The 17,347-nt window shown below is 63.3% G+C and carries 15 protein-coding genes; 8 read left to right on the forward strand and 7 right to left on the reverse strand.

What is annotated here, in order from left to right:
* Positions 1-12: 12 nt before the first annotated feature.
* The 7 genes from nrfD to ACLIRY_RS09940 all read right to left on the reverse strand — a co-directional run bounded on the left by nrfD (position 13) and on the right by ACLIRY_RS09940 (position 8,523).
* Positions 13-1,101, reverse strand: a complete 1,089-nt coding sequence (gene nrfD, locus ACLIRY_RS09910) for an NrfD/PsrC family molybdoenzyme membrane anchor subunit (protein WP_413205207.1) — start codon at positions 1,099-1,101, stop codon at positions 13-15.
* Positions 1,098-1,868, reverse strand: coding sequence for a sulfate reduction electron transfer complex DsrMKJOP subunit DsrO (gene dsrO, locus ACLIRY_RS09915; protein ID WP_413205208.1), 771 nt, complete (start codon positions 1,866-1,868; stop codon positions 1,098-1,100). Before dsrO ends, nrfD begins: the two co-directional genes overlap by 4 nt.
* 358 nt (positions 1,869-2,226) lie before the next feature.
* Positions 2,227-2,856: a response regulator transcription factor gene (locus ACLIRY_RS09920; RefSeq protein WP_413205209.1), complete on the reverse strand. Its 630-nt coding sequence runs from the start codon at positions 2,854-2,856 to the stop codon at positions 2,227-2,229.
* The gene (locus tag ACLIRY_RS09925) at positions 2,853-4,637 is read right to left on the reverse strand and encodes a PhnD/SsuA/transferrin family substrate-binding protein (RefSeq protein WP_413205210.1); all 1,785 of its coding nucleotides are present in this window, start codon (positions 4,635-4,637) and stop codon (positions 2,853-2,855) included. The genes ACLIRY_RS09920 and ACLIRY_RS09925 overlap by 4 nt, the downstream gene beginning before the upstream one ends.
* A gap of 69 nt (positions 4,638-4,706) precedes the next feature.
* A complete protein-coding gene (locus tag ACLIRY_RS09930) occupies positions 4,707-6,077 on the reverse strand; it encodes an aspartate aminotransferase family protein (RefSeq protein ID WP_413205211.1) in 1,371 nt (456 codons plus the stop codon).
* Between the two features lie 306 nt (positions 6,078-6,383).
* A complete protein-coding gene (locus tag ACLIRY_RS09935) occupies positions 6,384-7,847 on the reverse strand; it encodes an NAD-dependent succinate-semialdehyde dehydrogenase (RefSeq protein WP_413205212.1) in 1,464 nt (487 codons plus the stop codon).
* Positions 7,848-8,022: 175 nt separating this feature from the next.
* Complete coding sequence (locus ACLIRY_RS09940) at positions 8,023-8,523, reverse strand: Lrp/AsnC family transcriptional regulator (RefSeq protein WP_413205213.1); 501 nt, start codon at positions 8,521-8,523, stop codon at positions 8,023-8,025.
* Between the two features lie 64 nt (positions 8,524-8,587).
* Between ACLIRY_RS09940 and ACLIRY_RS09945 the strand changes: the two genes are divergently transcribed.
* The 8 genes from ACLIRY_RS09945 to eutC all read left to right on the forward strand — a co-directional run bounded on the left by ACLIRY_RS09945 (position 8,588) and on the right by eutC (position 17,347).
* On the forward strand, positions 8,588-9,979 hold the full coding sequence (locus tag ACLIRY_RS09945; RefSeq protein ID WP_413205214.1) for a PLP-dependent aminotransferase family protein: 1,392 nt from the start codon (positions 8,588-8,590) through the stop codon (positions 9,977-9,979).
* Positions 9,980-11,035: 1,056 nt separating this feature from the next.
* Positions 11,036-12,064 carry a TRAP transporter substrate-binding protein DctP gene (gene dctP / locus ACLIRY_RS09950; protein ID WP_413205215.1) on the forward strand — a complete coding sequence of 343 codons (1,029 nt, stop codon included), beginning with the start codon at positions 11,036-11,038 and terminating at the stop codon, positions 12,062-12,064.
* Between the two features lie 89 nt (positions 12,065-12,153).
* Positions 12,154-12,762: a TRAP transporter small permease gene (locus ACLIRY_RS09955; protein ID WP_413205216.1), complete on the forward strand. Its 609-nt coding sequence runs from the start codon at positions 12,154-12,156 to the stop codon at positions 12,760-12,762.
* A gap of 11 nt (positions 12,763-12,773) precedes the next feature.
* On the forward strand, positions 12,774-14,057 hold the full coding sequence (locus ACLIRY_RS09960; RefSeq protein ID WP_413205217.1) for a TRAP transporter large permease: 1,284 nt from the start codon (positions 12,774-12,776) through the stop codon (positions 14,055-14,057).
* Between the two features lie 16 nt (positions 14,058-14,073).
* Complete coding sequence (locus ACLIRY_RS09965) at positions 14,074-14,511, forward strand: universal stress protein (protein ID WP_413205218.1); 438 nt, start codon at positions 14,074-14,076, stop codon at positions 14,509-14,511.
* A gap of 16 nt (positions 14,512-14,527) precedes the next feature.
* Positions 14,528-15,328 carry an Asp/Glu racemase gene (locus tag ACLIRY_RS09970; RefSeq protein WP_413205219.1) on the forward strand — a complete coding sequence of 267 codons (801 nt, stop codon included), beginning with the start codon at positions 14,528-14,530 and terminating at the stop codon, positions 15,326-15,328.
* 26 nt (positions 15,329-15,354) lie between these two features.
* Positions 15,355-16,353: a hydroxyectoine utilization dehydratase EutB gene (eutB, locus tag ACLIRY_RS09975; protein WP_413205220.1), complete on the forward strand. Its 999-nt coding sequence runs from the start codon at positions 15,355-15,357 to the stop codon at positions 16,351-16,353.
* 1 nt (position 16,354) lies between these two features.
* On the forward strand, positions 16,355-17,347 hold the full coding sequence (eutC, locus tag ACLIRY_RS09980) for an ectoine utilization protein EutC (RefSeq protein ID WP_413205221.1): 993 nt from the start codon (positions 16,355-16,357) through the stop codon (positions 17,345-17,347).

The following is a 17,347-nucleotide window of genomic DNA, read 5'->3' on the forward strand; positions in this document are numbered from 1 at the left end:
GGGGGCTCTCCCTTACTCGGCAGGGTTATGGGCGGTGGAGGCGGTCGGTGTGGTGGAGGTGGTGCGGCGATCCCGGGACGGCAGACTGCTCAGCAGGATGGCCAGCGCCAACCAAAGGCCGAAGGTCCCAATGATGCCCATCAGCCCTTCTGAGCCCAAAGGCATGTGGTAGGCATATTGCCCGGCACCGGTCTTGGGTAATTCCTGACCGCCGATGAACAGGCTCCAGCGGAACATCCAGGCGGAATGCAGGGCAACCAGCCCCAAAACCCACCCCCAGCCCCGGGGCGCAACCCACCCCAGAACCAGAAGGATCAACGCCGTGGCAACGGCCCAGGCGGCCAGGACCATCCAGGAGGTCTCCCCAACCATGGAGGCCAAGGCCCGGGCGGCTGGATCGCTCCACCCCATCAGGCCGGACGCCAGCCAGAGCCCACCGTTGACCAGCACCAGGGCGGAGAAGACCGCTGCCGCACGCATCAACTTGCACTCGGCCTGGACCTCGTATCCCGCTAGAACGCGGTTAAAAATCAGGGCCAGCCCTGCGGCTCCGGCCAGACCGGTGAACAGGAACATGGTCGGCAGGAAGGGGGTATTCCATAGAGGACGGGAGCGGACCACCATGACCTCAGCCCCGGAATAGAGCGCGATGAACAGGGCCAGAACGGCAGCAAGAGCGCTCGCGGGTTTGATCAGCCAGGACAGGTCGCCGTCGCCCAAAGCCGCCCATCGCGGCAGGGTCGGACGCAGGGCCAGCCAGAACAGCAGCACCGTGGAGCCGACGAAGGCGGGCAACAGAAGGGAGCCCCAGCTCATCCAGCTCCAGGGGGTGAAGCTTGTGTAGAAATGCCAGAACCGGCCCGGCTGGTGCAGGTCGGCGAGCAATGCCACGGGAGCGACAATGGCGCAGGTGACCATGGCGAACAGGGCCATACGCCCGGCCCGCCGCCAATCGGCGCGGTCAAGCAGGGTCGATGGCAGGCTGAGGAACACCCCGCCCAGGGCCAAGCCCACCAGGAAGAAATACTGAACCGCCCAGGGCAACCAAGCGACCTCGCGGCTGATATTGACGGTTTCGACGATGGCCGGAACGCTGTTCATGACTCGGCTCCCTCAATCTCGTGCCCTTGGGAATCCCGAAGGATCCACAGGGCCGCTTGGCCCTCGACCTTGCCTTGGAAACGGCTGTCCAGGCCGATGTAGAAGACATGCGGCGAGGTCTCCATCTCTGGCCGCAGGACTTTCACATCTCCCTCGGCCTCGGTGAGCAGGCGGTTGATTTCGCTGTTCGGATCTTTCAGGTCACCGAAGACCCGGGCGCCGCCCACACAGGTTTCCACGCAGGCGGGCAGCAATCCCGCCTCCACCCGATGGGTGCAGAAGGTGCATTTGTCCGCTGTCTGGGTGGTGGGGTTGATGAAGCGGGCGTCATAGGGGCAGGCCTGGACGCAATAGGCACAGCCCACGCATTGGTCCGCATCGATCAGGACCTTGCCGTCCTTCTGCTGATAGGTGGCCTGAACCGGGCAGACCGCCACGCAAGGGGGATCGTCACAATGGTTGCACAGGCGCGGCAGGGTAAAGGAGGCGGGGGGCGCATCGGGCGTGTCCAGATCCCGCACCTGATACTGGTTCACGAGGGTGCGGAAGTCGCCCAGCGGTACTTGATTCTCGGTGGAACAGGCGACGGTACAGGCCTGACAGCCGATGCAGCGGCGCAGGTCGATGACCATGGCGAAGCGACTGCCCGCGTCACCTCCATGGCGCTCCGGCCCGGCCTCGGCGGGGGCGCTTCCGGTGACGCAGGCCGCAGCCCCACAGGTCACCGCCCCGGCGGTTTTCAGAAATAAACGGCGTGATGGATCCATGGCGGGGACATCCTTCCTCGGTCGGCTTGAGTGCTGACCGGGAGGCTATTCCCGCAACGAATGAATGGATATTAGGGATACCCATGGAGATTTTAGGGAAAACCCTTAGTGCAGTGCGACATAAGGCGCTGAGCGGCGTAAAGCCCCCCTATACGGAGCACGACCGTGGGTATTTAACAGTCACGGGGCTTTGCCCCGTCCCCCACTGGGGCCGAAAGGCCCCAGACCCCAAGCTCTTATTTATAAAAGAAAAAAGGGGGGTGGGGGCATCGCCCCCAAATGGGCTTGGGCTATCGCCCAAAGAACACAAGACACTGTCATGTACCGTGGTGGGATCCAGTGCACGGTATAGACCACATCAACTTCCCTCCTCCGCCTCCACCCACAGGCGGGCCAGTTCGGCGGCCCCCTCCACCTTCAGCTTGACCATGGCGTTGTGGCGGTGAACTTCCACGGTCTTCAGGCTGATTTCCAGATCCCGGGCGATGGCCTTGTTGGACAGTCCCCGGCTGACCAGTTCGGCCACCTGACGCTCCCGGGCGGTCAGGCTGTCCAGCCTTTGGCGGGCGTCAGAGCGGGCCTGCTGCTCGGCGAGGCGGCGGGCGTGTTCGCTCACGGCCTCCTGCACCCGATCCAGCAACATTTGATCGTTGCAGGGTTTCTCCAGGAAATCCATCGCTCCGGCTTTCAAAGCCCGCACGGCCATGGGCACATCCCCATGACCGGTGAGGATGAGCACCGGTAGGGTCGCGCCGCCCTTGTTCAGGCTGTCCAACAGGTCCAGGCCAGACTGGCCCGGCATGCGGATATCCAGCAGCAGGCAGCCGGGCCGTGTTTCCTCGAAGGCTGCGGTGAAGGCATCGGCAGAGGCATACTCCCGGCACTCATGCCCTACGGAGCGCAACAGCCAGCAGAGGGACCGGCGCATGGCCTCATCGTCATCCACCACATACACGAGTGCAGCCAAGGGCGCAGAGGGACCGGTCATGGAATGGCAGTCTCCGTTGGGGAACAGGGCAAGGTGAAACGGACCGCCAACCCACCACCGGGGCGGGGGGTGGCGGTGATACGGCCCCCGTGATCCTCCACCATGGAGCGGCTGAGGGACAAGCCCAAGCCCATCCCCCCGGCCTTGGTGGTGTGGAAGGGCTCGAACAGGCGAGCAACGGTTTCCGGTGACAACTCGGGTCCCCTATCGGCGACCGTCACCACCACCTCCTTCCCCTCCAAGCTGGAGGAGAGGGTGATCGGGTCCGTTTCGCCCTGGCCGCCCATTGCTTCCAAGGCATTGCGGATCAGGTTCACCGCGACCTGCTCCAAGGCGATCCGGTCGCCGGTAATCCGGGGGAGACCGGAGGAGAGGCGACGCTCGACGGAAAGGCCTCTTTTACGGATTTCCGGATCCAGCAGGTCGACCGCCTCGCCCAAAACCGCGTTGATATCCACGGGACCCCAGTCTGCGGGCGCCTTCCGCAGAAAGGCACGGATGCGGCTGATGATCCGCCCGGCCCGCTCCGCTTGCCGGGCGATCTCCCTCAAGGGGTCCACCAGTTCGGCGGGGTCGCCGCCCGCCTCCAGACGGCGTACACAGCCCGAGGCGTAATTGCCGATGGCGCCGAGGGGTTGGTTGATCTCATGGGCCAGACCGGAGGCCAGTTCCCCCAGGGTGGCTTGGCGGGAGACATGGGCCAATTCCGCTTGGCGCAGGCGGACCTCATCCTGGCTGTCCTTCAGGGCACGGGTGCGCAGGGATACGAGGTGCTCCACCCGGGCGTAATGGTAGGCCGCCAGGACGATCAGACCTCCGGCCAGGGCAAACCATTCCCAATAGGCGTCCAAAAACTCGGCGAGCAGGACTTCCGGAGTGGTGACAAAGGGGCCGATGTGCAGACGACGGAACAGGTCGAGAACCGGTTGGTAGGACAGGGGAATGGTCCATCGCGCCTCCGGCCCCACCCCCGTTTCCCCGGGCGCCATGCTTAACAGGGCAATGGCCACCCGCTTGGCCAGCAGGGACTCCGTCGCGGCGGCTTTGGCAAAGGGCCAATTGGGATAGAGGGGACTGGAAAGCGCACAGGGAAAATCCCCCTCCGTCCGGGGCGAGAGGATCCGGAAGTCCGCAAGGTCAATGGTTCCCTCCCGGGCCATATTCTCTAACAGACAGGCCCGGACCGTGCCTGCATCGGCCTTTCCGTCTCGGACATCCAACACGATGGCATCTAGGGGAAAGCCCGAAAACCGGGTGTCCATGTCTTCGAAGGGATCCAACCCCGCCTCATTCAGCACCCCCCGGGCAATCTGGAATCCCCCGAAGGCATGGGGATCCACGGCCAGGAACCGGGCGCCCTTCAGATCATCCAGGTCGCGCACAGCGCCATCGGCCCGGGAGAAGAGAACCGCCCCCACCGCCGCCCGGGGAGCGCCTTGGCGGCCGGTCTCCAGGGTGGCCAGACGGGCGGCGCCATGGCGGTATTCAAGGATGGCGTAATTGCCGGGATTGGTGAGGAAGAAATCCACCGCTCCGGTCTCGGCGGCCCGCACCATGCCCTCCAGATCCAGGGGGACGAGGGTGAAATGGTGCTCGGGTAGGCGGTGGTTCAGGGCTTCGATGGTGGCAGACCACGACTCCGCAGCATGCTCCTCCCCCCGGTAGGCGAGAACGCCCACGGTCAACTCCCGGGCTGGGGCCAAGCCACTGCCCATCCACAGGACCAACATCACAAGCGAGAGACAGCGAACCACAAAAACCCCCGGGGCGGAACTGGGCAACAGTCCGCCCCGGGGGGCCCATGCGTCAAGTATCAAGCGTCAGGAATCACCGGCGCAACAGGCCGGGGTTCAGCCCAGAACCGCTTTCACGGACTCGGCGGTGGCGGACACGACGGTGTCCACCTCCTCCTTGGTGATGCACAGCGGCGGCGCGAAGCCCAGGATATCGCCCTGGGGCATGGCGCGGGAAATCACGTTGCGCTTCAACAACTCCGCAACCACCGCATAGCCCACCTTCTTGGAGGCATCGAACAGCACCCGGTCGGCCTTGTCCTCGACCAGTTCCACGGCCAGCATCAGACCTTCGCCGCGCACATCGCCCACTTTGGGGTGATCGCCCAGGGCCCGGGTCATGGCTGCCTTGAAGTAGGTCCCCATCTCTCCGGCGTTGGTCACCAGATCCAGCTCGTCAATGAGTTTCAGGTTGGCAACCCCAGCGGCGGCGCCGATGGGATGGGCCGAGTAGGTCCAGCCATGACCGATCGGCCCCATCTCGTCCGTGCCCTGCTCCAGAACTTTCCACATGCGCTCGGACACGATCGAGCCGGACAGCGGGGCATAGGCGGAGGTCAATCCCTTGGCAATGGTGATCAGGTCCGGTTTCAGGTCGTAGTGGGCGGAGCCGAACATGGTGCCCAAGCGGCCAAAACCGGTGACCACTTCGTCCGCGATCAGCAGGATGTCGTACTTTGTGAGAACGGCCTGGATCGCCTCCCAATAGCCCTTGGGCGGCGGCACGAGACCACCGGTGCCGAGCACAGGCTCGCCGATGAAGGCGGCAATGGTATCCGGGCCTTCCGCCTGGATCAGGGCCTCCAGCTTCTGGGCACAATCGGCAGAGAACGCCTCTTCGTTCATGGCCCCATCGGCGCGACGGAAGTAATAGGGAGCTTCCGTATGGATGACCCGATCGAGCGGCAGGTCAAAAGCCTTCTGGAAGGCTTCCAGGCCGGTCAGCGAGCCCGTCATCAGGCCCGACCCGTGGTAGCCGCGCCAGCGGGAGATGATCTTCTTCTTTTCCGGACGGCCCAACACGTTGTTGTAGTACCAGACGAGCTTGATGTTGGTCTCGTTGGCATCGGAGCCGGATTGGCCGAAGTAAACCTTGGACATATGCGCCGGCGCCCGGTCGAGGATCATCTTCGACAGCGTGATGGAGGCTTCCGTGCCGTGGCCCACATAGGAGTGGTAATAGGCCAGCTCCCGGGCCTGTTTGGCGATGGCTTCGGCGATGTCCTGACGGCCATAGCCCACATTGACGCAATAGAGCCCAGCGAAGGCATCGAGCAGACGATTGCCTTCCCGATCCTCGATATGGACGCCGGATCCGCCGGTCACGACCCGCTGGGGCAGCTCACCCCGGGCGAACTGGGCCAGATGGGTCGAGGGGTGGAAGAAGTTCTCGCGGTCCCACTGTTCGAGTTGGTCGTTTTTCAGCATGGAAGAGGGTCCTTTGGTTCGAAAGAAAGTCCATGAATGGGATGCGATCACCCCGTCTTTCGGCATCCCTGGGAAGACGTCAAGGGATGCACATATTTTCATTGTGCAACCAACACTTATTACCTCGTCATCCCCGCGCACGCGGGGATTCAGGGTTGATTTCTCGGGTGTTGGCAAAACGCGCAACCGTCGCGTCGACCGCTTCTGTCCCCTGTTCCCACCCTGGATTCCCGCCTTCGCGGGAATGACGGGAAGGAGGCGGGAATGACGACAAAGAGGTGGGGATAAAAGCCACAGCCATAGCTCCTAACTCCAGTCACGGCAGACGTATTTCACCTCGGTGAAGGCTTCCAGACCCAGGCGGGATCCCTCCCGTCCCAAGCCCGATTGTTTGGTGCCGCCGAAGGGAATGGGCGCGCCGGTCACCTGAGCCCGGTTTACCGCGACCATGCCGAATTGCAGGGCACGGGACGCCCGGTAGATGCGCCGGGGGCATTCACTGTGCAGATAGGCCACCAGCCCATACTCCGTCGCATTGGCCCGGGTGAGGGCCTCCTCCTCCGTATCGAAGGGGGCAATGGCGGCGATGGGGCCGAAGGTTTCCTCGGTCATGATCAGGGCATCAGGGGGAACGTCGGCCAGCACCGTGGGTTCGAAGAACAGGGGGCCCTTTGCGTGGCGTTTACCACCGACGACCAAACGGGCGCCCTTCGCCAGGGCATCGGCCACCTGTTCCTCCTGCTTGGCCACGGCCTTTTCGTTCATCAGCGGGCCAATGTCCGGATCGGCCATTCCCTCGCCCACGGTCAGTGCGGCCGTCCGCTTGGCGAATTCGGCAACGAAGGCGTCATACACGGAGCGCTCCACCAAAAAGCGGTTGGCCCCCAGGCAATCCTGGCCGGAGGTGGCGAACTTGGCCTTGATGGCCTCGCCCACCGCTTGCTCCTGGTTGGCATCGGCGAAGAGCAGGAAGGGCGCATGCCCCCCCAGTTCCAGAACGAGGCGCTTCACCGTCTCCGCCCCTTGGCGGTAGAGCAGCTTGCCGATCTCCGTCGATCCGGTGAAAGAGACGGCGCGGACCCGACGGTCCGCCATCCAGGGGGCAACGACCGTGGGCGCATGGCCGGTGACGACGTTGAACACGCCCCCAGGCAATCCCGCCCGCTCGGCCAATTCGGCCAAAGCGAGGGCGGAGAACGGTGTCTCGGCGCTGGGATGGGCCACCACCGTGCACCCCGCCGCCAGGGCGGCTGCGGCCTTGCGGGTCAACATGGCCGAGGGGAAGTTCCAAGGGGTGATCAATGCCGCAACACCCAGGGGCTCGCGCCAGACCTCCACTTCGCCATCGGCCAAATGGGAGGTGACGCCCTCGATATTGGGCCGCTTGGCCTCCTCGGCATAGAACTCGACGAAGGAGGCGGCGTAGGCCATCTCGCCCCGGGCCTCGGACAGGGGTTTGCCCTGCTCCTGGACCATGATCAGGGCCAGATCCTCGGCGTTTTCAACGATCAGGTCGAACCAGCGGCGCAACAGGACGGAGCGGCCCTGGGGGGTGAGTCCGGCCCAGGGACCAAAGGCCGCCTGGGCGGCATCCACGGCCTTGGCGCTGTCCGCCGCAGAGAGGGCGGGCACTTCGCCCAACCAATCCCCATTGGCCGGATTGGTCACGGCAATGGTGGCGCCATTCGTGGCGCCGGTCCAGCGGCCACCAATATGGCTGAAGGCCCGGAACAGGCGGGTATCGGTCAGTCCGGTCAGGCCTTTACGCATCCGTCATCTCCCGATCGGTCAAGATTGAGGGGAATGGGGAAGGGTCCCTGTCTTGCGTGACCACCCCGTTTGGTTTCCCAACTATGGGGCAGGGGGAGGAGAAACTGTCTCCAAGGATCGGGGAGGGTAGAGAGACTCTCTCTGAATATGCCGGGAAGAGGGGAGGATCTCCCTTCTAAGGGCTATCCGCGTCCGATCCGAACAGGGTTTCCAAAGGGGGAACGCCGCCGGTCTTGACCGCTTTGGTGACGATATAGGTGAAGTATTTGGCCAGCCCCGTCCGTCGCTCCAGCAGGCTGTCCACCAAGCGCTGGTAGCTGTCGATGTCCTTGGTCACCACCCGAATCAGGTAATCGAACCCCCCGCCCAGGGCCCAGGCGTCGGTGATCTCCGGATAGTCGCCCAGGGCCCGTTCGAAGGCATGAAAGGTCTCGGCTTTGTGGTTGTCCAGTTCGGCGACCAGGAAGATCTCCACATGGGCCCCCAAATCGCGCAGGGAGACCTCCGCCCGGTAGCCGCAGATGATTCCCGCATCCTCCAGCCGTTTCAGACGTTCCCAACAGGGCGTGGCCGACAGGTTGACGCGCTTGGCCAACTCCGTCTTGGACAGACGGCCGTCCCGGGACAGGATCGACAGGATCCGCAGATCCCTGTTATCAAGCTTTAAACGTGCCATCGCTGGACGATGGTCCACCAATAATGTCTTGTCAATTGTCCTGGAACCGGCCAAGACTCCAACCATGACAATTTGGCCACCCGATCCCCAATCGCTTCGCCGCCCCGTCTACCTGTCCCTCGCCCGCCAATTGATGGCCGCGATCGAGGCCGGAGAGATCAAGGGGGGCGCCCGCCTGCCCACCCACCGCCAACTCGCCTATGAACTGGGCTTGAGCGTCCAGACGGTGAGCCGCGCCTATGACGAACTGATTGACCGGGGAATTGTCATCGGCGAAGTGGGACGGGGCACCTTCGTCAAGGACATGCCCAAGGAGACGCGCACCCCCTACCATCAGGAGAGTCACTACGGATCCATCATTGAGTGCTCCATTCTCAAACCTGTGGGGGAGGGGATCCACAAGCAGGCCTTTGCCGAAGCTCTGGCTGCCCTGGCCGCAGATTTGCCCCCTACGGTGGTCTCCTCCTTCCGGCCCTCCGTGGCCCTGCGCCGCTACTGGCGACCGGCCTGGGACTGGCTGGAACACTGCGGGGTTGAACGCGGGTCCGGTGGCCTGATCCTGACCAACGGCAATACGGCCTCCATGACCATCGCCTTGATGACCGCCTGTAATCAAGGGGACTTGGTGGTGGCCGAGGAAATGGGTCACCATACCCTGAAAGCCCTGACCGGCTACCTGGGCCTGCGCCTGGAAGGCTTGCCCGTCGATGGGGAGGGACTGCTGCCCGAGGCCCTGGAAGCGATCTGTGGACAGTCTTTGGTCAAGGCCCTCTATTTGATGCCCACGGGTCTCAATCCCCTCGCCTCCACCATGGGGGCCGAGCGTCGGGCAGCTTTGGTGGACATCGCCCGGGTCCATGAGATCCGGATCATCGAAAACGATGCCTGGGGACCGCTCCAACCGGACCGTCCGCCTCCCTTCGCCCGACTGGCGCCCGAGCGGACCTTCTATTTCACCGGATTCACCAAGGCCATTATGCCCGGTCTGCGCACGGGGTTCCTGGTGGTTCCCAGCCCCTTTGAGGGCGCGGCAGCGAACCGCCACCTGGCCACCAACTGGATGGCCACCCCTTTGGTCGCCGAGATCGCCGCCCGCTGGATTGAGGACGGCACCGCGCTTCGCCTGCTGCACTGGCAAAGGGAGGCCCTGTCCGATCGCAACGCCCTCGCCCGGGACATTTTGGACGGGATTCCCTTCCGGGCCAGTCCCTCGGGCATGCATATCTGGCTGCCCTTGCCCGCCCCCTGGACCGAGGACACGTTCGTCGCCCATGCCCGCCTGCATGGGGTGGCCGTAGCGCCGGGCTCCTCTTTCCTGGTCGGTCTTGACCCCTTCAAGCACCGGGGTGTCCGCGTTTGCCTGGGAGCGGAGGCCCGGCCCATGCTCCGCCAGGGACTCGAGATCCTGGCCCGCCTCTGCCGCAGCCAGCCCGAACCGGCCCTGCTTGGACTGTAAACGAAGCTATACGGTTGGCGCGATCCAAGGCCAGTTCACCAAGGGCACCGAATTCACCCCCGGATACCCGTTTCCATGCTAAGGGATGCAGGTTTCATTATTTGGATCTAAGGATTTTTACTTCGTCATTACCGCGCACGCGCTAAGGGATGCGCATGTCTTTTATTTAGATCTGATCATTTTTATTTCGTCATGCCCGTGAAAACGGGCACCCAGGGTTGATTTCTCTGGTATTGGCGCTTTGCGCGTCAGGATGCGTCAATCGCCGCCGCAGGTTCTTCCCACCCTGGATTCCCGCGTACGCGGGAATGACGTGTAAAAAACAAAACGTTACGCCCGCACCGCAGTAAACTCGAGAAACGTGCATCCCTTGGCGTTTTCACGGGGATGACGAATAAAAACAACGTATTATTTAACTTCGGAGTGGCACAGAGAAACGTGCCACAGGACACGACAGTGTCTCGTTTTTTTGGGGCGATAGCCCAAGCCCATTTGGGGGGCAATGCCCCATACCCCCATTTTTCTTTTAAAAATAATTGCCTGGGGTCTGGGGCCTTTCGGCCCCAGTGGGGGACGGGGCAAAGCCCCGTGACGGGAAAACACCCCCTGCCGTCTACCGTGGAAACGTGCATCCCTTAGCGTTTTCATGGGGAAGATCCAGGCGTGGAGCGGCCGGATTTTTCGGTCCCAAAAATCCATAAATCGACTGAATTTAAAGTGAGTTCATCGACGCCACCCGCCAATTGATACAATTTTACCTAAATTTGTGACCGGCAACCGGTTGACGGCGCGGCGATAAATTGTAATGATTTAATTATCGAATTGACTTGATTTTGTGCCTGGCTCAGGCTCTCACAATCACAACAAATGGAGGACGGTGTCCCGTTTCCGGGTAAGCCGACGCGGGAAGCGGTCTTCATTTTTCAATTCGATTAAGACGATCCTGGCGTCTCTCCGATCGCCCCGGGCCACTCCGCATCACCGGTCTCGGTGGGATGGCTCCCCGGTTTTCGTGACCACGCCGGATCATCCTTGAACCAAATCCTAGGAGTGGAAATGGCGATGAATACGAGCATCAAGGGCGTTCTGTGCGGCGCCGTGGCCGCAGTCACGTTGATGGGTGGCATGGCGACAGCCCAGGCCGACACCTGGCGCTACGCTTTCGAGGAAGCCCTGACCGAAGTTCAGGGCGTCTATGCCACGAAATTCAAGGAGGAGATCGAGGCCAATTCGGACCACGAGGTCCAACTGTTTCCTTTTGGTACCTTGGGTGAGTCCGCGGACATCATGGAGCAGGCCCAGGCTGGTATCCTGCAGTTTGTCGATCAATCCCCCGGTTTCACCGGATCCCTGATCCCCGAAGCTCAGGTCTTCTTCGTGCCCTACCTGCTGCCCACGGACACCAAGGAACTGAATGCCTTCTTCCGGACGAGCAAGGCCATTCACGAAGACTTCAAGGATCTCTATGCCAAACAGGGGCTGGAACTGCTGACCATGTTCCCCGAGGGCGAAGTGGCCATGACCACCAAAAAGCCTGTGACAAGCCCAAAGGACTTGGACGAGGTGAAGTTCCGGGTGATGACCAACCCGCTGCTGGTGGAAACCTACAAGGCCTTCGGCGCCACCCCGACCCCCTTGCCCTGGGGCGAAGTCTACGGTGGCCTGCAGACCAACATTATCCAGGGGCAGGAAAACCCCACCTCCTTCATCGAGTCCACCAAACTTTATGAAGTGACCGACGCCATCACCTACGCCGGACACAACAACTTCACCACGGCGGTGATGGCCAACAAGGAGTTCTTCGACGGCCTGAGTGACGCCGACAAGAAGCTGGTCTCCGACGCTTCCAAGGCCGCCTTCGACTACATCCTCGACTATCAGAAAGGCCTGGAGAAGGAAGCCCTGGACAAGATCGAGGCCGCCAAGCCCGACATGGTCGTGACCGTCCTGACCGAGGAGCAGCGCGCGCCCTTCAAGGCTGCCGCACCGGAGGTGGAAGCCAAGTTCATCGAAATGACCGGGGACAGCGGCAAGGCCATCCTCGACCAGATGAAGGCCGACCTGAAGGCTGTCGAAGGCAAGTAAGGCCATCCAATATGACCGGGGGGAAGGCGGTTTCACGCCGCCTTCCCCTCTCCCTTTCCGATCCCCTTACGAGCCGTAAAGGACCTGGGATGAACGAACGGACAGAACAGCCACCCGAGCACTCCGCCGGCAAGCCCCGGGACGAAGATGTCTCGGATCTACCGGGTATCCTGGGGGTGATTGACACCCTGGTCAGCCGCCTGGAGGCCGTCGTGCTGGCCGGTGGTGTGCTGCTGATGGCCTTCAACACCATCGCCAATGTGGTGGGCCGTTTCGTCTTTCAAAGCAGTATCTTCTTCACCGGAGAACTGAACCGGATCCTGATTATCCTGATCACCTTCGCCGGGATCAGCTACGCCGCCCGCCACGGACGACACATCCGCATGTCGGCCATCTACGACGCCCTACCGGTTCCGTCGCGCAAGGCCCTGATGGTGGTGATCACTCTGGTCTCCTCGCTGGCGATGTTCGCTCTCTGTTATTTCTCCGTGTCCTACATCCTGGATGTGGCCAAGTCTGGACGCGTCCTTCCCGCCCTTCAGGCGCCGGTTTACTGGATCTACCTCTGGGTCCCTGTCGGGTTTTTCATGACCGGGCTGCAATATGCGCTCACGGCCATCAAAAACCTGATCGAAAAAGACATTTATCTCTCGACGCGGGTGCTCGAGGGGTATGACGACGACGAACTTGAAGTCTAGGGAGCGGCACCATGGCATTTACCATCGTCACCGTCATGGTTGTCCTGCTTTTGCTGGGCTTCCCCATGATGATCCCGCTGATCGCGGCGGCTTTTGTCGGGTTCTACGACCTGTTCCATGGCTTCGGCAAAATGGACACCATGGTCCAGCAGATGCTGGGTGGGATCCGACCGGCCTCGCTGATCGCCGTGCCGATGTTCATCTTGGCCGCCGATATCATGACCCGAGGCCAATCTGCCGACCGGCTGATCAATATGGTCATGAAGTTCATTGGCCATATCAAAGGCGGGTTGGCCGTCAGCACGGCCACGGCCTGCACCCTGTTCGGCGCTGTCTCCGGCTCGACCCAGGCCACGGTGGTGGCGGTGGGGTCTCCCTTGCGACCGCGCATGCTCAAGGCCGGATACAAGGATTCCTTCGTCCTCGCCCTCATCATCAATTCCAGTGACATCGCCTTCCTGATCCCGCCCTCCATTGGCATGATCATCTATGGTGTGATCTCCAACACCTCCATTTCCGAGCTGTTCATCGCCGGGATCGGGCCGGGTCTCCTGATCCTCGTGCTATTCTCCGCCTACAGCATCCTCTACGCCCATATCAAGGGCGTGCCGACGGAGTCCAAGGCCACCTGGGGCGAGCGTCTAGCCTCCGTGCGCATGGCCCTTTGGCCGCTGGGGTTCCCGGTGATCATCGTCGGTGGCATCTATGGCGGCGTCTTCAGCCCGACGGAAGCGGCGGCGGTCTGCGTGCTCTACGCCATTGCCCTGGAATTCGGTGTCTTCCGCTCCCTGACCCTGCCCGACATTTACCGCATCGCAAAATCCACGGGATTGATCACGGCGGTGGTGTTCATTCTGGTCGCCGCCGGAGCCTCCTTTTCCTGGGTCATTTCCTTCGCCCAGATCCCCCAGGCCCTGTTGGGCGCCGTGGGCATCACGGAGATGGGCCCCATCGGCGTACTGGTGGTGATTTCCATCGCCTTTTTCATCGGCTGCATGTTCGTCGATCCCATCGTGGTGATCCTTGTGCTGGTTCCCATCTTCGCCCCGGTGGTGAAGGGCGTTGGCCTGGACCCCGTCCTGGTGGGGACGATCATCACCCTGCAAGTGGCCATCGGCTCGGCAACGCCGCCCTTCGGCTGCGACATCTTCACCGCCATCGCCATTTTCAAGCGGCCTTACATCGAGGTGATCCGGGGGATTTTCCCCTTCACCGCCATGTTGTTGATGGTGGCCACCGCCTTGATTTTCTATCCGCCGATCGCGCTGTTCCTGCGTGATCTGGCCTTCCGGTGAGCCCAGGGAGTCCCCCATGTACAAACGCATTCTCGTACCGGTGGACGGGTCGGAAGGGTCCCTGAAGGCCCTGCTCCATGCCACCGACCTGCAAAAACTGACCGGGTCCGAACTTTGGATCCTCACGGTGTTTCGGCACCACAGCATGCAGGAAGCCTCCATGTCGATGGTCCGGCCCGCCGATCCGGAGAACCTGGATGACTCCATGCGCGCCTATTCCAAGGAGATCGCCGAGGCTGCCAAAGCCGCCGCCTTGGAACGGGGAGCCATGGCCCCCCGGGCCTTCGTCAAGAACGGCCAACCCGCCCGCACCATCGTTGCCTTCGCCAAGGAGCACGGCGTTGATCTGATCGTCATCGGCAGCCGAGGCGTGGGCGACCTGGAGGGATATTTGCTGGGCAGTGTCTCCCACAAGGTGACCAGTCTGGCCAAATGCCCTGTCCTGGTCATTTGATTGAGGACTGGACCCTATGCTTCCCCCCCTCCCTCAGCGCTCCCCGTCCGTCCTCGCCCTGGATGATCCCGCCGCGATCACGCGCATTGGTGTCATCGCGCTGGCCACGGACCTGACCTCCGAACGGGATTTCGCCCGGGGCCTGCCCCTGGAGCGGGCCGCCCTTCATGTGGCCCGGGTGGCCTTCGCCAATCCGACAACCTTGGACAACCTGCGGGCCATGGGGCCGAAGCTGACCGAATGCACGGCCCTTCTGCCCCCGGACGTTCCCTTGGCGGCGGTCTGCTACAGTTGCACTTCGGCTTCGGTGACACTCGGCGACCGGGAGGTGGCGGCGGCCATTCGCGCCGCCCGTCCCGGCATGCCGGTGGTGACGCCTAGCGCCGCCGCCCGGGCGGCCTTTGGCGCCCTGGGCGTGACCCGCATCGCCATGTTGACCCCCTACCTGCCAGAAACCAGCGGTCCCATGGAGGTCTACTTCACCGACCATGGTTTCTCGGTGGTCAACCACCAGTGCCTGGGCATGGCAGACGACCAGGAGATGGCGCGGGTCAGCCCGGCCACCATCATGGATGCGGCCTTGGCCGTGGACCGCCCCGAAGCGGAGGCCCTGTTCCTGTCCTGCACGGCCCTGCCTGCATTAGACGTCATCGCCGCCTTGGAGGACCGCCTGGGCAAGCCGGTGGTCAGCTCCAATCAGGCCAGCCTCTGGGCGCTTCTCGGATTGGCGGGCCTTGAGCCCCGGGTCGGTCCCCCGGCACCGGCCGGGTTCGGACAGCTGCTGTCCCGTCCGGTTCCCCTTTCCGTCTTCCTTTGATTGGCCCCAGGAGGCGCCCTCACGCCATGAGTCCCCCTAAACTCGCTCTCCCTGACCTCGCATCCTTCGAGGCCGCTCGGGCGGCCATCGCCGGAACCATCCGGCCCACGCCGCTGAACCCATCGGCCGACCTGAGCCACCGCCTTGGCGTGCCCGTGCTGCTCAAGATGGAGCACCATCAGGTCACCGGGAGTTTTAAGCTGCGGGGAGCGGCCAACGCCGTGGCCGGGCTATCCCAGGCCGAACGGGCCAAGGGCGTTGTGGCAGCCTCCACCGGCAACCATGGCCGGGCGCTCGCCCATGCGGCAAAGGCCGCCGGGGTCCGCTGTATCGTCTGTATGTCCAATCTGGTGCCCGCCAACAAGGTGGAGTCCATCCGGGCCCTCGGGGCGGAGACGCGCATCATCGGCAAGTCCCAGGACGACGCCCAGGAGGAAGTGGATCGCCTCGTCGCCGCCGAGGGCATGACCATGCTTCCGCCCTTCGACCATCCCGCGATCATTGCCGGGCAAGGCACCCTGGGGCTGGAGCTGCTCGACCAAGCCCCGGAGGTGGAGACCGTTTTGGTCCCGGTATCCGGCGGCGGACTGATCGCCGGTGTGGCGGCGGCAGCGAAAGCCGTGAAACCGCGCATTCGAGTCATCGGGATTTCCATGGACCGGGGCGCGGCCATGGTCGAGAGCCAGCGGGCGGGCCAGCCGGTCCTGGTGGAGGAAGTCGCCTCGCTGGCGGATTCCCTGGGGGGCGGCATTGGGTTGGACAACCGCTACACCTTCCCCCTGGTTCGCGACCTCGTGGACGACTTGATCACCCTGACCGAGGCGGAAATCGCCGAAGGCATGCGGCAAGCCTATTGGCAAGAGCGCCAGGTGGTCGAAGGCGCCGCCGCCGTGGGTCTGGCGGCCCTGATCGCGGGCAAGGTGGAGGTCCATGGACCCATCGCCGTGATTCTCTCCGGTGGCAATGTGGACATGGCCCAGCATTTCCGGGTGATGGCCGGAACCTGGGACGAGGAGCAGGCCTGACATGCCAACCATCAAGATCCTCACCGAAGGCCAGTTGCGTCAGGTCGTCTCCCTGGACCTCGAGGCCATCGATTGCGTGGAGCGCGCCTTCGCCGCCCTGGCCGGGGGCAAGGTGGTCATGCCGCCAATCCTCTCCATGGCCATCGCCGACTACAACGGCGAAGTGGACGTGAAGACAGCCTATGTGCCGGGGGTCGACGGCTTCGCCATCAAGATTTCCCCCGGGTTCTTCGACAATCCCAAGATCGGCCTGCCCAGCACCTCGGGCCTGATGGTCCTGTTCTCGGTCCGCACGGGGCAGGTGGAGGCCCTGCTGCTCGATAACGGCTATCTGACCGATGTCCGCACCGCCGCCGCCGGAGCCGTCGCCGCCCGCCATCTGGCCCGGGAAGACGCCCGCACCGCCTGTGTCCTGGGCACCGGGCTTCAGGCGCGGTTGCAATTGAAAGCCCTGTCCCTGGTCCGCCCCTTGACCTCCGCCACCCTCTGGGGCCGGGATCCGGCCAAGGCCGCCGCCTTGGCCGCAGCATTGACCGATGAGTTGGGCTTTCCCGTCTCTCCCACTTCGGATTTGGCCTCGGCTGTGCCCGAGGCGGATGTGGTCCTGACCACGACGCCTGCCTCCGCACCGATTCTGAAGGCCGACTGGCTGCGCCCCGGCCAGCATGTGACCGCCATGGGATCGGACCAGCACGGCAAGAACGAGCTGGAACCCGCCTGCCTCGCCCGGGCGGACCGGTATGTCCCCGACAGGCGTGCCCAAACGGAAGTCCTTGGGGAACTGCGTGCCGCCCTCGCTGCGGGCGTGATCACCGCAAACCAACCCTTCCCCGAACTGGGGGAGATTGTCGCCGGAACCGCGCCGGGACGCTTGACCCCGGACGATCTGACCCTCTGTGACCTCACGGGAACCGGCGTCCAAGACACCGCTATTGCAACTTTCGCCCGGGACCGCGCCGATGCGTCCGGGCTCGGCCTGGATGTGGAGAGCTGA

Source organism: Rhodospirillum sp. A1_3_36 (genome assembly GCF_047263945.1).
Lineage (GTDB): Bacteria > Pseudomonadota > Alphaproteobacteria > Rhodospirillales > Rhodospirillaceae > Rhodospirillum.

Coding starts and splice junctions, on each gene's coding strand:
- ACLIRY_RS09930 (WP_413205211.1), bottom strand. CDS start 6,077: ATGCTGAAAAACGACCAACTCGAACAGTGGGACCGCGAGAACTTCTTC.
- dsrO (WP_413205208.1), bottom strand. CDS start 1,868: ATGGATCCATCACGCCGTTTATTTCTGAAAACCGCCGGGGCGGTGACC.
- ACLIRY_RS09945 (WP_413205214.1), top strand. CDS start 8,588: ATGACAATTTGGCCACCCGATCCCCAATCGCTTCGCCGCCCCGTCTAC.
- ACLIRY_RS09960 (WP_413205217.1), top strand. CDS start 12,774: ATGGCATTTACCATCGTCACCGTCATGGTTGTCCTGCTTTTGCTGGGC.
- ACLIRY_RS09965 (WP_413205218.1), top strand. CDS start 14,074: ATGTACAAACGCATTCTCGTACCGGTGGACGGGTCGGAAGGGTCCCTG.
- ACLIRY_RS09940 (WP_413205213.1), bottom strand. CDS start 8,523: ATGGCACGTTTAAAGCTTGATAACAGGGATCTGCGGATCCTGTCGATC.
- ACLIRY_RS09935 (WP_413205212.1), bottom strand. CDS start 7,847: ATGCGTAAAGGCCTGACCGGACTGACCGATACCCGCCTGTTCCGGGCC.
- ACLIRY_RS09970 (WP_413205219.1), top strand. CDS start 14,528: ATGCTTCCCCCCCTCCCTCAGCGCTCCCCGTCCGTCCTCGCCCTGGAT.
- ACLIRY_RS09920 (WP_413205209.1), bottom strand. CDS start 2,856: ATGACCGGTCCCTCTGCGCCCTTGGCTGCACTCGTGTATGTGGTGGAT.
- eutB (WP_413205220.1), top strand. CDS start 15,355: ATGAGTCCCCCTAAACTCGCTCTCCCTGACCTCGCATCCTTCGAGGCC.
- eutC (WP_413205221.1), top strand. CDS start 16,355: ATGCCAACCATCAAGATCCTCACCGAAGGCCAGTTGCGTCAGGTCGTC.
- nrfD (WP_413205207.1), bottom strand. CDS start 1,101: ATGAACAGCGTTCCGGCCATCGTCGAAACCGTCAATATCAGCCGCGAG.
- dctP (WP_413205215.1), top strand. CDS start 11,036: ATGGCGATGAATACGAGCATCAAGGGCGTTCTGTGCGGCGCCGTGGCC.
- ACLIRY_RS09955 (WP_413205216.1), top strand. CDS start 12,154: ATGAACGAACGGACAGAACAGCCACCCGAGCACTCCGCCGGCAAGCCC.